This window comes from Tessaracoccus sp. MC1627 (genome assembly GCF_014164725.1).
Taxonomy (GTDB): domain Bacteria; phylum Actinomycetota; class Actinomycetes; order Propionibacteriales; family Propionibacteriaceae; genus Arachnia.
Window position 1 is genome coordinate 262,852 of sequence record NZ_JACJGA010000001.1, and the last position, 15,437, is coordinate 278,288.

10 protein-coding genes and 1 pseudogene are annotated in these 15,437 nt (G+C 65.1%); 9 read left to right on the forward strand and 2 right to left on the reverse strand.

What is annotated here, in order from left to right; translation table 11 throughout:
* Positions 1-92 precede the first annotated feature (92 nt).
* The 6 genes from H5399_RS01140 to H5399_RS01165 all read left to right on the forward strand — a co-directional run bounded on the left by H5399_RS01140 (position 93) and on the right by H5399_RS01165 (position 6,442).
* On the forward strand, positions 93-1,133 hold the full coding sequence (locus H5399_RS01140) for an NAD(P)-dependent alcohol dehydrogenase (RefSeq protein WP_370585661.1): 1,041 nt from the start codon (positions 93-95) through the stop codon (positions 1,131-1,133).
* A 102-nt stretch (positions 1,134-1,235) separates the two neighbouring features.
* Positions 1,236-1,736: a DUF6326 family protein gene (locus H5399_RS01145; RefSeq protein WP_182781192.1), complete on the forward strand. Its 501-nt coding sequence runs from the start codon at positions 1,236-1,238 to the stop codon at positions 1,734-1,736.
* Between the two features lie 330 nt (positions 1,737-2,066).
* Positions 2,067-3,302, forward strand: coding sequence for an ABC transporter substrate-binding protein (locus tag H5399_RS01150; protein WP_182781193.1), 1,236 nt, complete (start codon positions 2,067-2,069; stop codon positions 3,300-3,302).
* A gap of 4 nt (positions 3,303-3,306) precedes the next feature.
* On the forward strand, positions 3,307-4,251 hold the full coding sequence (locus H5399_RS01155; protein ID WP_220490684.1) for a carbohydrate ABC transporter permease: 945 nt from the start codon (positions 3,307-3,309) through the stop codon (positions 4,249-4,251).
* The gene (locus H5399_RS01160) at positions 4,244-5,083 is read left to right on the forward strand and encodes a carbohydrate ABC transporter permease (protein WP_220490686.1); all 840 of its coding nucleotides are present in this window, start codon (positions 4,244-4,246) and stop codon (positions 5,081-5,083) included. The genes H5399_RS01155 and H5399_RS01160 overlap by 8 nt, the downstream gene beginning before the upstream one ends.
* 81 nt (positions 5,084-5,164) lie before the next feature.
* Complete coding sequence (locus H5399_RS01165; protein WP_182781194.1) at positions 5,165-6,442, forward strand: alpha-L-fucosidase; 1,278 nt, start codon at positions 5,165-5,167, stop codon at positions 6,440-6,442.
* Between the two features lie 78 nt (positions 6,443-6,520).
* Here H5399_RS01165 and H5399_RS01170 read toward each other — a convergent pair whose 3' ends face one another.
* Both H5399_RS01170 and H5399_RS01175 read right to left on the reverse strand, forming a co-directional pair.
* Positions 6,521-6,766 carry an endo-1,4-beta-xylanase gene (locus H5399_RS01170; protein ID WP_182781195.1) on the reverse strand — a complete coding sequence of 82 codons (246 nt, stop codon included), beginning with the start codon at positions 6,764-6,766 and terminating at the stop codon, positions 6,521-6,523.
* 13 nt (positions 6,767-6,779) lie between these two features.
* A pseudogene (locus H5399_RS01175) lies at positions 6,780-7,169 on the reverse strand (ROK family protein); the annotation flags it as partial.
* A 110-nt stretch (positions 7,170-7,279) separates the two neighbouring features.
* On the opposite strand from H5399_RS01175, the gene H5399_RS01180 reads away from it, so the two are divergent.
* The 3 genes from H5399_RS01180 to H5399_RS01190 all read left to right on the forward strand — a co-directional run bounded on the left by H5399_RS01180 (position 7,280) and on the right by H5399_RS01190 (position 15,393).
* Positions 7,280-8,314, forward strand: coding sequence for a homing endonuclease associated repeat-containing protein (locus tag H5399_RS01180; protein WP_182781197.1), 1,035 nt, complete (start codon positions 7,280-7,282; stop codon positions 8,312-8,314).
* A 132-nt stretch (positions 8,315-8,446) separates the two neighbouring features.
* Complete coding sequence (locus tag H5399_RS01185) at positions 8,447-11,743, forward strand: hypothetical protein (protein WP_182781198.1); 3,297 nt, start codon at positions 8,447-8,449, stop codon at positions 11,741-11,743.
* Positions 11,740-15,393 (forward strand): DEAD/DEAH box helicase, encoded by a 3,654-nt coding sequence (locus H5399_RS01190; protein WP_182781199.1) that lies wholly within the window; start codon positions 11,740-11,742, stop codon positions 15,391-15,393. The genes H5399_RS01185 and H5399_RS01190 overlap by 4 nt, the downstream gene beginning before the upstream one ends.
* Positions 15,394-15,437: the final 44 nt, after the last annotated feature.

The window sequence follows — 15,437 nt, forward strand, 5'->3', positions numbered from 1 at the left end:
GTAGTACATCGTACGAGGATAGTTCACAGTACGGCGTACGTCGTACGCTGTACGAGCCAGCGAAGGTCGCGGCTCCAGCCTGAGGAGGTCCAGTGGACACAAGACAGCGACAGGACGGGGGAACCCACGCCGCGTCGGAGTCGAGCGAAGCCGGGGCGGCGACGATGCGGGCGGCCGTGCAGCACCGCTACGGCCCGCCGTCGGTGCTCGAGGTGTCCGAGGTCGCGCGGCCGCAGCCCGGTCCGGGCGATGTGCTCGTCCGGGTGGGCGCGGCGGCGGTGCACGTCGGCGACTACTTCGTCATGACAGGCGAGCCGTACGTGCTTCGCCTGGCGTTCGGGCTCCGCCGGCCGCGGCACGGCATCCCTGGCCGGGACCTTGCAGGCGTGGTGGCAGCGGTCGGCCAGGATGTGACCGCCGTCCGCCCCGGCGACGAGGTGTTCGGGTGGAGCACGGCCGGAACACTCGCGGAGTACGCCTGCGTGCCGGCGGACCACCTCGTTCCCGTCCCCGCCGGCCTGTCGCTCGTGGAGGCGGCAGCGGTGCCCACGTCGGCCCTGACGGCGTTGCAGGCACTGCGCGACATCGCGAACGTCCGGCCCGGCCAGACGGTGCTGATCACGGGCGCGTCGGGCGGCGTGGGCTCCTTCGCCGTCCAGATCGCCAAGGCGTTCGGCGCCGAGGTGACCGGTGTGTGCAGCACCCGCAACGTGGACCTGGTTCGCTCGCTCGGTGCCGACCATGTCGTCGACTACACGCAGACCGACTTCACCAGCGCCGGGAAACGCTACGACGTCATCCTCGACAACGTGGAGGCCCGCTCCCTGGCGGATGTCCGCCGGGCGCTCACGCCCACCGGCACCCTCATCCCCAACAGCGGCCGCGGTGGCCGCTGGCTCGGCCCGCTCGGCCGGATCGCCACGGCGCGGCTGCTGTCGGGGTTCACCCGTCAGCGACTGAAGCCGCTCATCTCGGTGGAGAAGCAGCGGGACCTGCTCACCTTGGCCGATCTCCTCGCGACGGGGCAGGTCACGCCGCTCATCGACCGCACCTTCCCCCTCGACGAGGCAGCCGACGCCCTCCGCTACGTGGGGGCCGGCCACACCCGGGGAAAGGTCGTCGTCACCCTCTGACGACCGCACCGACGAGAACCACTCAACCCCGTGCGCATGCACGCCCGGACCCGAGGCCACTCCGGCCGACCAAATGCCCCTACTCGACAGAAGGAAAAACCGATGACCGTCCGAACGGACACCCCGATCCTGCTCGACGCGACACCCGTCCCGGTGCAGGCCAAGCTCGCCGCCGCATGGACCAGCTTCATGTTCCTCTACATCTACGTCGACTACTTCCACCTCTACAAGCCCGGCGTCGTCGACAACCTCCGCGCCGGCGTCGTCTTCGAGTTCGACATCAGCCCGACGTTGTTGACCGCGATGCTCGCGTCCGTGGCGATGCCGGCCCTGATGGTGATGCTCTCCATGACGTTGCCGGCCCGGGTGAACCGCGCCACGAACCTCGTGGCTGCGTCGCTCTACATCCCCTACTCGGTGGTCAACGCGGTAGGGGAGTCCTGGGACTGGGCCTTCTTCTACGGCCTCTCCATCGGGCTCGAGGTGCTCCTCCTTGCCTTCATCCTGCGCGCCGCCTGGACCTGGCCCCGTCGCACCGCATCACCGGCGCCCCGGGCAGCCGGCCTCGACGGCGAACCACACCGCACGCCGCAGCAGGTCTGAATTCCCGCCCAACTCAGAGCGTATGCGTCCGCCGCGGGGATGGAAGCCTCGCCGGCCCCGGCTTGTCCATCCATGATGGGGCCCTGAGCGACTCGGGCCAACGCCGGTGACGCCAGGTCAGAGACTGCGGACGACACGGTCTGCGGCCACCCAAGCAGAAACCCCATCACTCCCCAGGGCCGGAAAGATCACGGTTTGATAACAGAATGTCCTGACGATTGGCAACGCTAACAATAAATGTTAGCGTATGACATACAAGGTCAGACTCCCTGAAGCCCCAACGACGGAGGCCATCACAGGCCTGGCCCACAGAAACGAAGGAGTGTTCTGATGTCAAGGAAGATCTCGGCCGGCCTGCTGGCTGGCGTTCTAGCCCTCAGCCTCGCGGCCTGCGGCCAAGAGGGTGAGGGCTCAGAAGGAGCCAGCGAGCGCGCGAGTCAGATGTACACCTGGGTGTCCAATGAGTCCGATCGGGAACAGTGGGAGACCTTCATCTCTGGCGTCAAGGAGCTCGACGACCCCGAGTTCGAGCTCTCGCTGGAGGGTCCCAGCTTCCAGGAGTACTGGACTCTTGTGCGCACCCGGATGTCCGCATCGGACGCCCCCTGCATCATGACCACGCAGGCCGCGCGGGCACAGGAGCTGTCCCAGCTCCTCGCGCCGCTGGATGAGCTTGCCGAAGACGCTGGTCTCGACCTCTCCATGTACAACGAGGCCATGATGCAGGGCATGACCGTGGACGGCACCGTGCGGGCGCTGCCGTACGATGCCGAGCCCATGCTCCTCTATTACAACAAGGCCCTTTTCGAGGAGAAGGGCCTGGACCTGCCGGGTGCGACGTACTCGCGCGATCAGTTCCTCGAGGACGCCAAGGCGTTGACTGGAGATGGCAAGTACGGCACTTACGTGGCACCCGATTCCATGTACCCCTACCTTCCGATCGCGTTCGCTGATGGCAACGCGCCGGTGCAGGACGGCGAACTGGCCCTTACGGAGTCCGCGTTCGTCGAGGACTTCCAGTGGGTCATGGACCTGGTGGACGTCGAAGGAGTCGCCGCCGCCCCGAGCGCCGGAGACAACGACGAGCGCGGCCGCGCTGAGTTCTTCGCGGGCAACGTGGCGATGATCATCGACGGTCCCTGGTTCTACTCCACCATCGTCGACGGGGCCGAGTTCGAGGTGGGCATCTCCGTCCCGCCGTCGACGTCGGGCGAGCCCATCGGCATGATCCAGGGATCGGGCTTCGGAATCGCGGAGTCTTGCCCGGACAAGGAGGCCGCGTTCGAGAACATCATGAAGATGACGACGCCGGACGTGGTGGGCTACGTGGGCAAGAACCGCGGTACGGTCCCGTCGGTGCCGGAGGCCATGAGCGCCTGGTCCGAGGGCAAGCCGGCCGAGGACGTGGCCGTCGTCGAGGCACTGCTCGAGAACGCTCTGCCCCTGGAGACCACCTCGTCGTGGAACCAGTTCGTGACGCAGTTCTCCCAGTATTCGCCTGAAGGGGTTCGCGGCGTGCGGACCGCAGAGGAGATCCTGACCTCGATCGATCAGGGCATCGGCTGATCTCATGACCAGCACGCTTCAGGTGTCGGGGCTCTCCGAGCCGAAGCGAGATGATGTGAAGAAGGCCAGCAAGCCGGGCATGAGCCAACGCCTGCTGGCCTTCTTCCACCTGGCCCCGGGAATGGCTGGCTTCATCTCGTTCATCGTCGTTCCGCTGATTGCTTCGCTTGTCATCAGCCTCTACCAGTGGCCCCTCTACGGCGCGCGAGAGTTCGTGGGGTTGGAGAACTACGTCCAGATCCTTTCCGGCGCGGACCCCGTGTTCTTCACCGTCCTGCGCAACACGGCGATCTTCGCCATCGGCTACACGATCGCCAACCTCATCATCTGCACCGCGATCGCGGTGTGGCTGCGTTCGCTGCCGACGTGGGCGCCGTTCTTCCAGATCCTCTTCTTCGTGCCGGTGGTCACGCCCATGGTAGCCAATGCCCTGATCTGGCGCCTCATGCTGCAGGACCGTGGGTTGCTCAACACGTTCCTCAGCTGGTTCGGGATCCAGGGTCCGTCATGGCTGGGAGACGGCGCCTGGGCGATGACGTCGCTCATCCTCATGTCGCTGTGGCAGGGGATTGGATACAACATCGTGATCCTCATCGCGGGCCTGACGAACATCAATCCATCCGTCATGGAAGCAGCTCGTATTGACGGAACGAACGCATGGAACAGGTTCTGGAGAGTGACCTTCCCCATGTTGTCGCCGTCGCTGTTCTTCTGCAGTGTGATGACGGTCATCGGAGGGTTCAAGGTCTTCGCCCAGCCGTACGTGCTTACCCTCGGCGGACCCGGTAACGCGACCAACACCCTGGTTCTGAGCCTCTACCGGACCGGATTCTCCTACGACCGGCTCGGCCTGGCCTCGTCGATGGCCTGGGTGTTGTTCGTCATCGTGATGCTGGTCACCGCCCTCCAGTTCGTCGGACAGAAGAGATGGGTGAGCTACGATGCGTGATCGCCGCAAGCCGTTCAACTACGGGCAACTCGTCAGCAAGATCGCCCTCTCTGTGGTGGGCTTCATCTTCGTCGTGCCGTTCATCTGGATGTTCTTCTCCTCGCTGAAGCCCAGCAACGAGGTTCTTCTGGGAGGCAGCAACCTGATTGGGTCTGAGGTGCGTTGGAGCAACTACGTCGAGGTGTTCTCGGCCATCCCGTTCGCGCGGATCCTGGCCAACACGTTCTTCATCGCGGGCATGGGGGCGCTCATCGCAGTGACCGTCTCCGTGCTCAGCGCCTACGCGTTCTCGAGGCTCGAATTTCCCGGCCGGGCAGCGTTGTTCGCCGTGTTCATCGCCACCCTGATGCTGCCGATCGAAGTCCTGGTCATCCCCCTCTTCATCGGAGCCAACAGCACCGGCCTGGTCAACAGCTATCCGGCGATCATCCTTCCCTTCGCGTTCGGAGCCTTCGGGACATTCCTGCTCCGGCAGTTCCTGCTGTCCCTTCCCCCGGACTACGAGGAGGCCGCGCGTATCGACGGCGCCAACCAGTGGCAGCTGCTGCGTCACGTGATTGTTCCCCTGCTCCGCGGGCCGATCTCCATCGTCGCCGCCTTCACCTTCATCGACTACTGGAATGCTTTCCTGTGGCCGCTCATCATCATCACGGATCCTGCCAAGGCCCCGCTACAGCTCGGTCTCAGCATGTTCTCTGGCGAGCGCGGGACCGACTGGGGACCGCTGATGGCAGCCACGTCGATCGCGGTGGTCGCGAGCCTGTCGATCGTCGTCTTCCTCCAACGACAGATCGCCAAGGGCATCAACATTGGAGGCTTCGGCGGGCGCTAGTAGTTGGGAAGAGTCATCTGCCGGCCCGCCCGGCATCGTGGAATACCAATGCGACGCTGTGTCGCTGAATAGGAGTCAAACATGACTGAAGCCAGATCCTTCGAAGAGCTGTCCGAGCGCGAGCTGCCGCAGTGGTACGCGGACACTCCCTTCGGGATCTTCATCCACTGGGGGGCGTACTCCGTCTCCGCCTGGGGCGAGCCCATCGGCGCCCTTGGCACCATCGAGTGGGAGACCTGGTTCAAGCACAACCCCTACTCCGAGTGGTACTACAACACCATCCGGATCGAGGGCTCACCCGCCCAGGAGCACCATCGGGAGGTCTACGGCGACATGCCCTACGACGGACTCCTCGATCTCTGGAAGGCGGAGAGGTTCGATCCCACAGACTGGGCCGCCCTCTTCCGCGACGCGGGCGCCGGGTATGTGATCCCCACCACCAAGCATCACGACGGCATCACCTTGTGGAACGCCCCGGACACCGAAGGGCGCAACACTGTGGCGCGCGGTCCCAAGCGGGATTTGATCGCCCCCATCGCCGAGGCGGTCCGAGAGGCCGGCATGCACTTCGGCGTGTACTACTCGGGCGGACTGGACTGGCACGTCCGACCCATGCCGCCGCACACCACCGACGAGTCGGTTAATGACACCGGCCGGCCGAAGGATGCCGAGTACGGCGCCTACTGTGCCCGCCAGTGTCGGGACCTGATCGACCGCTACCAGCCCGAGGTCCTCTGGAACGACATTCAATGGCCCGACGATGCCAAGAACTTCGGCCCCGACGGGTTGGGCACACTGTTCAACTACTTCTACGCGCATGTCCCGACCGGGGTGGTCAATGATCGCTACGGCGACACGCACTCCGACTACCTCACCAGCGAATATTCGCATCTGCTAACCAACGAGGGTGACAAGGCGTGGGAGAACTGCCGCGGCATCGGCTACTCGTTCGCATACAACCAGCTCGAAGACGAGAGCCACTACCTGACCGGGTATCAGATCGCCCGGATGCTGACCGACATCGTGTCGAGGGGAGGTCACTTCCTGCTCAACGTCGGCCCCAAGGCAGACGGCACGCTGCCGGAGTTGCAGCGCCGGGCTCTGGTGGACCTCGCCGGATGGATGCGGACGGGACCGAAGGAGGTCCTCTACGGGTCGCGCCCGGTCGCCATGGAGGACGTGACGCCCGGTGAGGGCGTCTGGGTGCGGGGGGTGGTCGACAAGAGTGGCGTGCGGCGCCTGTTCGTCGATCTCGAGGAGGCAGACCCCCAGGCCGCGGCCGCTGCCGCGTTGACCGTCGGCAGCGAGAATATGACGGTGGAGCTGCCGGCGGGAAGGTCTGGTCCGGTCCTCATGTGAGGCGCCCTGGCTGCCCGTCTGGGTGTGCAAGCAGAAAGTGCCCGCGGCGCTAACCGCGGGCACTTTCGGGTGGGGGGACTACTTCAGTTCGAGCCCGGCCGTAGCCTCGACGAGCTCCTGGCTTGCGTCGTTGACCGCAGCCTGGCCGCGATCCGCATTGACGACCGCTGTGGCGCGCCAGAGGGCACCATTGAAGGTGTCGAGGCCGTCGGCGAAGGCCTCGTTCACGACGTCCCAGGAGACGATCCTGCCCTTGAAGTGGGTGAGCACCTCCTTGATGTAGCTGAGGCGAGGAGAATCCGAGAGGTGGCATCGTTGCTCCACGGCGGGGTCTGTCTCACGCCGTCAGTTGCGTCAGCCCGGTCGGGGTGCCGCGCTCGAGCCACATGGATAGTGCCTCCGGGGACAGCAGTTCGTCGATCACGGTGAAGGCCAGCCCGATCAGGCCCGCTCGGTCACCGAGCGGGGACGTGACGATCTGGAGGGAGCGTGTGGCCAGCGGCAGGGACCTGTCGAGAACGGCGCGCCTGATGGTTGCCAGGTACATGTCGAGCGAACGGCCGACGCTCCCGCCGAGGACGATCATCGACGGGTTGAAGATGTTGACCATCCCTGCGAGTGCTTCGCCCACGGCCATGGCGGAGCGGGTGAGCATCTCCACCGCAACCGGGTCGCCGAATAGGGCTGCCTCGACGATCAGGTTCACGTTGAGGGGGCGTCCTGCCTGGTGTTCTCGGCGGAGGTAGGTGCTCCGCGGATCCTCGGCTGCAGCCTGGGCGTGATCGAGACGGAGACGAGTGGCTTGACTGGTTCCTGGGTCAGAGCGCCGAGTTCCGGATGAGCAACAGGGACGCCCTCATGGTGTCCGGCCTGCGCGCTGGACTGACGCTCCAGGCTGTCGGAGACCTCTACGGGGTCAGCCGAGAGAGGGTTCGTCAGATTGCCGTGAAGCAGGGGCTCGTGACGTCTGAGTTGCGGCGCCAGGCGAGTCAGCAGTGGGATCGCTACGAGCGCAGGGTGGCCCGTCACATCTTCGGTGTGTCGCTGAGTCATCCAGAACTGACGCTGGAAGAGCTCGCGGAGTGGGCAGAGTCCGACGTGGACACCGTCCGAGCCGCGTTGGGGCATAGGGTCGCCGTGCATGAAGTCAGCCAGAACAGCTGGAGCGCGGGGCTGCCCGACGACGAGCTGTTGGAGGCACTGCGCGAGTGGGCGGCGTCAGCCACGTCGCATGGCGGCGACGAGTACACGTCGTGGGCTCAGGAGCGTGGGCTCCCAGGTAAGCAGACGGTGCAGAACCGCTTCGGCGGCTGGAACAATGGGCTCATCGCCGCGGGTCTCTCACAGCACGTGCGGGATCGCGGCGGTCTTCGTCCGGTCATCTCTGACGAGGAGATGTGGGCGTCAGTGCTCCAGTTCCTTCGTGATGACCTCACCTCCTACTCGTTCCAGTCCTACGAGGCGTATGCCGCCGAAAGACAGATGGCGAGCGGGGCGTCTGTTCGCGTGCGCCTGGGCTCCTGGGCGACGATCAAGGAGCAGGTCCGGGCGTTGATGCGGTACGCGGTGGACCGGGATGGGTCATGGGAGTGGGCGGAATCGATCCTGGAGATCGTCGCGGGCGATGCGCCGCGCAACACCGTCTCCCGGGACCAGGCTGTTGAGGCGATCCGAAAGGTGGCGGAGCGCATCGACGGTCCCGTCACTGTCATGGCGTACGAGGACGCGAGAGACGCCGACGATCCACACGCGAGCATCGCCCAGAAGCGGCTGGGATCGTGGATCAATGCGGTGGCGGAAGCGGGCTTGACGGATCGTCTGTCCGGCAAGTCGCGCGGCAAGTGGCAGCGCGGAGAGTATGACGTGGCGTAGCTGGCGAGGCGGGTGGCGCTCATCGTCCAGGACGTCGAGGGCGTGTCCGTGGGTCAAGTGGAGGTACTGCAGCGCTGCTCGGAGAGCCCAGGCGACGGATGTTCTGTCAGGCCTAGAAGGTACGGTGTGGACATGTCGACGACGACGTCCGAATGGTCAATGTACGGTCTTGAAGACGAGTGGGCCACTGAATTGCGGTCTGCCTCGCTGGTAGCTGAGAGGCTTGCAGATTCGGAGGAGGCCAAGAGGGCTCTGAGCGCGATGGGCATCCTGTACTGGCACCACTCAGCCTCGGCCAGAGTGCGGTGGATCAGGGCTTTTCCGGCCATCCAAATCATGGGAACAGTTCGCATCGCCGTCGACCACTACGAGCACGGCACCTTCTGGCCGAAGCTCACTGAGGCGATGCAGATCCGGCCGGGACAATTGTTCAGTCAGGAATGGGGGAGTGCGTTCCTCGACAACTTGGAGACGCTCGGCATGCCCCAGTTCGACGACATCGATGACCCCGGGTTACGTTTTGTCGGTCCGATTCTGATGCATGCCGGAATGCCGACGTACTGTCTCGGCGACTACTTGAGATTGGTCACAGAGCGACGTACCCGAGAAGCCGGTCTCACCCCCGAGGACTTCGTCTCATGGGCGTCCGCGAGGGCTGCAGAGGGCAGGCTCTACAACACGGACAAGCCAGTGGAGCGGTTTCTCCGCTTCGGCGGCGACTACGCAGTGGACGTGACCGACCGTGTGTTCGAGCTGCTTGACGTCGTCGCTGGAGGTGGGACCGGCGACGACGTTCCATTGCCGCAGCGCTACCGAGATGCTGTCCTCGAATTGCGTCGGCGTGGGGAGCTGGATCGCAGGACGCCCACACGGGGTGGGGCCCCAGATCAGGAGCTTCGCGCTCAGCTGGTCTTGGACCCATTCGGGCGTGGCCCGCTGTTGAGGCTCCCAGCGGTCGCCGAGGGCCAGGCAGACTGGACAGTCACGGTGGGTGTAGACGCACTGCGCGTGCGGAGCAGCGCCGTGTGGCCGGGTGAGCCGGCGCCGCCCACCGAAGTGCCGATCCCCTCACCCGTCCGATCAGTGTCGGCGTCGCTGCGGAGCCGGCCGGACCTGGCCATGAGTGTGGCTGTCGTCGACGACAAGGATCCGCTCTTGGCCTTCTCGGAGGATGGCAGATTCCTGCCACCTGGGCTCCCGCTCCCCGGCGCCCCTGTCTGGCTGCTCCACCCCGGGAATCCGGATTCACTCGACGTCACTGGTCACGCGGAGTTGATGTCTGAAGGGGCGGTCCCGCCTGGTTGGGTGGGATGGACTCTGCGTCTGCTCGATCTCAGCCGTGCCGAAGCGATGAGGGCGGGTGGTGCTGAGCGCGCGCATACAGTCCGCAAGGTTGCGGCGGCTCGCATCATCACGGGGGAACCCATCCGCGGACTCACATCGGGCGACGCCGCCGTGTTCGGTGACGTTCCGTGTGTGGAGCTGCCCGACGGCGGCGGCGGGGCCGCCGCGTGGACCTTGTCGATCACCTCTGCTGATGGATCGGTGCTGGTCGAGAACCGTCCGCTTCAGTCAGGCGCACCGGGTGAGGTCTGGGCGGGAGTCCACCGCCCGCTTCTCGGGAGGTATCGGGTCCGAGTCCGCGGCCCATGGGGGCGCGGGGTAGTCCGAGATCTCAATCTCGCTGAGAGTGTCACTCTGGACTCGAACCCGGAGTGGCGCCGGATCAACCGCGTCGGCCTTGTCCCCTCGTCGGTCCGTCTCAAGCTGCCTGAAGGCATGGAGACAAACACCTCCACGATCGTGCTGGCAGAGGATGAAGTACAGAAGCAGATAGAACTTCGAGCGGGGTCCTCGCTGCTCCGGGCGACCGTCCGGCCGCCTCACATGACCATGTCGTACCAGTCGGCCACCGCGTCAACCCCGCCAACCACCCGCCCCCTTCAGCTCTGCACTGAAGAGCTCCGAGAGGCCGATGGATTCCTGATCGTTGACTTGGGCGAGTCTGGCCATCCTCGTCTGCATGCACTCGTCAGTCGGCACTGCGTGCAGGAGCTGGAACCGACCGGTGGTACGCGAGGGGACGTCTACCGGTTCAATCTCGGACAGCTGTCAGACACTCTCGCTGCCCACCCGCGGATCGAGATCGCCCTTGACCACGGCGCGGAGATGATCGTGGCCCAGGTCAACCCGAGGAGACTCTGTTCAGACATCCTGCTTGAGGAGGGAGCGCTCCAGCTGGTCGATGGCGTGCACGTCGAAGGACTGACCGCGCTGGTGTACCCCCAGCGTGCGCCGTGGAAAGGGGCAACCCCTCTCGAGGTGAAGGATGGTCGGGCACCACTGCCCCTAGAGCTGAGAGACGCGGGCCCGCTGTTGGTTGCTCTGCGCATCGTCGATCCCTGGGCGCCCGTGCCCATTCCGGCCTGGCCCATCTCGTTCGGCTGCCGTCTTGTTGACGCTCCAGGGTTCCTCTCCACAGACGACGCGAGTGAAATGCAGCTTTCACAATGTCTCGCCGGAGAGGCAGAATTCCCTGAGGACACCGCGCAGCTGTCGTGGGTATGGGCGATCGTGACTCGATGGAGGTCGCTGGGGTTGCCGACGGAGCTCGCTCCCGCCGTGGCCCGTTCCTGCCAGGCCGTACTCCGCGAGGATCCGGCGGCATCCCTCATGGCACTCGAGGAGAGCCAGATCGACGCTCCTCGACTGCCCGAGGTGCTGATCAGATCGGGGCTCGTCTGGGAGGCTTCGAAACTGGCCTTTCGCGCACGGCTGGCCTGGGGAAGTGCGTCCGGACTCCCTGCTGTACTCCTGGGCAGCGGCAGATTGATCGAGCAGGCTGGAAGCCACTCGGAGGATCTCGCTCAGGCGGAAGCCGTCTTCGGTGACGCCATCCACAGCGTTCTCTCGGGTGTCGACCCAAGCCCTCGCGCAGGGAGATACGACGCCGGGGCTGAGGCGTACCAAAGGCTTGATTCCACGGAACGATCCGACTTCCGCAGACAGGCTGCCCTCGTGCCCAAGGGTCTGTTGGATGGCGATACTCGGGTGCGTGCAGCGCTGGATCTGCTCGATCAGGTGGGACGCATGAACCAGAAGGTAGAGACGAATGCGGCCCACGTCCTCACTGCAGTCGAGACGCACCTTCGTCGTCGTGGGGACGATGCCGGTCTGCGGGCCATCGCTGATCGACGTCCCGATAGGCAGACGGGGTGGAGGGTATTGCCAGCGCTGTCGATGGCCCTCGCGTGGGTGGCTCGGCGCGGCGTTCGTGGTGATGCGGAGTGCGTGACCCTCATCCAGAAGCTGCAGGGGCTCTGGGTCGAGCTCTCCCGTTTCGCTCCGGATCTGGTCACCATCGATCTCATCGTGGCCGAGTTGCTACAGGCGGCCGGCCCTGCTGACTATGCGAAGGAGGGGTCATGACCGACCGTCTCAATCCCGTCGAGTCTTCGGCCGGAATCACCAGCTCGTACCGCCGCTACCTGAAGTCCCTCCTCGCGGCACGAGACCCCGAGATCTCATCCGCTCTGCTCCGGGCGATTGACGAATCTCCGCTCCTAGATAAGGGTCCGTTCCTGGAAGCCACGCCTCCGTACGCGTCTGGAGCCACGCTCAACGAGCTGATCGACGAGGGAGTCCTGTCCAGCAAGTTCCGAGGCTTGGGCAGCGACGCGCTGCCACTGGACCGCGCCCTGTATCGCCACCAGGAAGCATCAATCCGCAAGGCGAGGCAGGGCCGCAATGTGGTTGTCGCGACGGGCACCGGCTCTGGCAAGACCGAATCATTCCTGTTGCCGATCTTCGACAGCCTCATCCGCGAGCTGGAGAACGGCTCGCTGAGAGAGGGTGTGCGAGCACTCCTCCTCTATCCGATGAATGCGCTGGCCAACGACCAGATGAAGCGACTGCGCGCCCTGCTCGCAGGCTTCCCACAGATCACGTTCGGGCGCTACACGGGCGACACTGAGACCGACCCGAAGAAGGCGCTGGACCGCTTCCAGGAGCTGAACCCGGGCGAGCCGCTCCTCCCAAACGAGCTCCTGAGCCGTGAGGCGATGCGTGCGACGCCGCCTCATCTTCTCCTGACGAACTACGCAATGTTGGAGTATCTGCTGCTCAGGCCGCAGGACATGGGGCTGTTCCCAGGAGACGCGCAGTCGACCTGGCGCTTCCTCGTTATCGATGAAGCGCACGTCTATGACGGGACGCAGGGCGCGGAGATCGCGATGCTCGTGCGAAGGCTCCGTGACCGCGTTGCCCCCGATCGAGAAATCCAGTGCATCGCGACATCCGCAACCGTCGGTGCCGACGCAGACCGCATGATGGTCGCCGACTTCGCCACCAAGCTGTTCGGCTCCTCCTTCGAATGGATGCCCACTGATACCTCGCGACAGGACATCATCACCAGTGAGCGTGTCGCGGCGCCCGCCGGGCCTTGCTGGGGGCCGCTCTCAGCTGGTGCTTGGCAGCGTCTCATGGAGGCTGACAACGTCGAGCAGGCCGTCCTCGAAGCGGCCCGCCAGAATGGGTTCGAGGCCGAGGACGGTCGAACTGCCCTCTCACACGAGGCAGGCCTGGCCAAGCTCAGGAGTCTCTTGGCGGAGGCACCGCAGACGTTCTCCAGCTTGCCGACCCGGATCTTTGCCAATGAGCCTCAGCGGGATTCTGGGCTGGTGTCCATGGTTGCTGTGGCCAGCAGCCTGCAGGGAGCGGACGGATCTCCAGCCCTTTCGGCGCGCTACCATCTCTTCCTCCGCGCCACCGAAGGGGCCTTCAGCTGCCTGTCGCCGCGCGGTCCGCACGTGCACCTCGCCCGCCACGAGGAGTGTCGCGAGTGTGAATCGCCGGTGTTCGAACTCGGCGCCTGCAAACGCTGTGGCGCTGTGCATCTTCTCGGGGTCGTCGAGGCTGTTGACGGCCGGCAGGTTCTCAAGCACCGGAAGCCCGATGCCCCCACGTCCTGGCTCGTTCTGGACGACGGCGCAGACATGGTGGACGAGGATGAGGAGGCTCTCGCCGACGACGGCGGTGGGGTGGACGGCGACGAGGCCAGGCTGTGCACCCGGTGCGGGACGCTGAACTCGGGCAGCTCGCGCACCTGCTCGGACCCTGAGTGCACTGCCGCAGCCCTGCGCCGCGTGCGCAGGCTGAAGCAGAGGGGTCAGGAACTCCTGGGATGCCTCGTCTGTGGCGCGCGAGGAGCGGGCACGGTACGGGCGTTCGAGACGGGCGCAGACGCTGCGAGCGCTGTCATCGCCACGTCCCTGTATCAGAGCATTCCGGCCAGTGACGACCCAAAGGATGCGGGCCGTCCGGGTGAGGGTCGGAAGCTTCTCATGTTCAGTGACAGCCGCCAGGCCGCCGCCTATTTCGCGCCGTACCTGGAAGATTCCTATCGGCGCCTCCAGCGCAGGCGCCTGATCCACCAAGGGCTGGAAGCGGCCGGTGCTGGCGATGAGCCCGTGAACATCGCGGACACGCGCTTCCACGTACGGCGCAGCGCTGAACGAGTTCAGTACTTCACTCCGGGCATGTCGTCCGCCCAACAGGAACGAGAGATCGCTCCCTGGGTGATGGCCGAGGTAGCCAGCGTGGATGATCGCCAGTCCCTTGAGGGGGTTGGCCTACTTCGCATCAGTCTGAGGCGTGATCCTCACTGGCAGCCTCCCGCCCCTCTCGTGTCATTGGGCATGAGCGCAGATCAGGCGTGGGACTTCGTCGCTGAACTGGTCCGGACTCTACGGTCGCAGGGCGCGGTCACAATGCCTCAGGACGTCCCCCCGAATGACGAGATCTTCGCGCCGCGCCTCGGGCCCATCTACGCGCGGCTCAGTGGGCCGGAACCCAAGCGGAAGGTCCTGTCGTGGCTTCCTGGGCGCGGCAGCAACCGACGCATCGACTACACATCCAGAGTCCTTGCCGCCTTCGGGAGCGCCGAGGATTCGCGCCGCGTCCTGGAAGGCGTCTGGCGCTTCCTCTCGAATGGAGAGATGGACTGGCTCGAATCCAGTACGCCCAGGGGTCTCGGCGCAGTGAGCCAGCTGAACCATCAGATGCTCCGCTTCGAGCTGGTGAGCCAGCAGTCACCTGTGTTTGTGTGCTCAACCTGTCAGAGACTCGCACCGGTGTCAGTGGCCGGTGTCTGCCCAGCCATGGGCTGCACGGGCACGCTTCGGCCATTCGTCCCGCCGTCGGCTGAGTCTGACAACGACCACTATCGAACGCTCTACCGGTCGATGCACCCGATTCCCCTGTCCGCCAGCGAACATACTGCGCAGTGGCGCAATACCGAGGCGGCGCGGATTCAGCAAGAGTTCATCCGCGGAAGCATCAACGCCCTCTCATGCTCAACCACGTTCGAGCTTGGCGTTGACGTCGGTGAGCTTCAAACTGTCATGCTGCGAAACATGCCCCCCACCACGGCGAATTACGTCCAGCGCGCCGGGCGCGCCGGACGTCGAGTGGGTGCGGCGGCGCTCGTGGTCACTTACGCGCAGCGACGCTCGCACGACCTCACACAATTCGCCTCCCCCGAAGCCATGATGACTGGACGCACGCGCGCGCCGTACGTGCCCCTGGAGAACCTTCGGATCGATCGACGGCACGCCCACTCGGTTGCGCTGGCCGCATTCTTCCGCTGGTACTTCGAGAACTACCGGACGATCGCGCGGACGGCCGGCGACTTCTTCGTCGGCGATGGGAGCTCTGAGGCCCCGGTGCGGTCGGTCCCCTCATTCCTGACGCCGGTGCCCCCGGAGTTGACCGAGTCGCTCCGGCGGGTTCTGCCAGCGAGTGTGCAGGGATTCATCGGTGTCGACTCTGGTTCTTGGACGACACCCCTGCTTGACCTGCTGGACGAGGTGCGCGGACTGCTCGAAGCCGACGTGACAATCCTGAGGTCGGCACAGGACGAGGCGGTGGTTGCGCGGGGGCCAATGGTCGTTCGAATCGCCCGTCGCGTGCCACGTCGCACCTCTCTAGGTTTCAGTCACCTTGATCCTAATCATTTGTCCACCACGCCGACGTCGAGATCCGAGCCCGCCACTGCTCGCCAGCGGGTGCACAGTCATTGATGAACTGCATGCAGTTCTTCCAGACGCTAGGAGCCCTCCGTCAT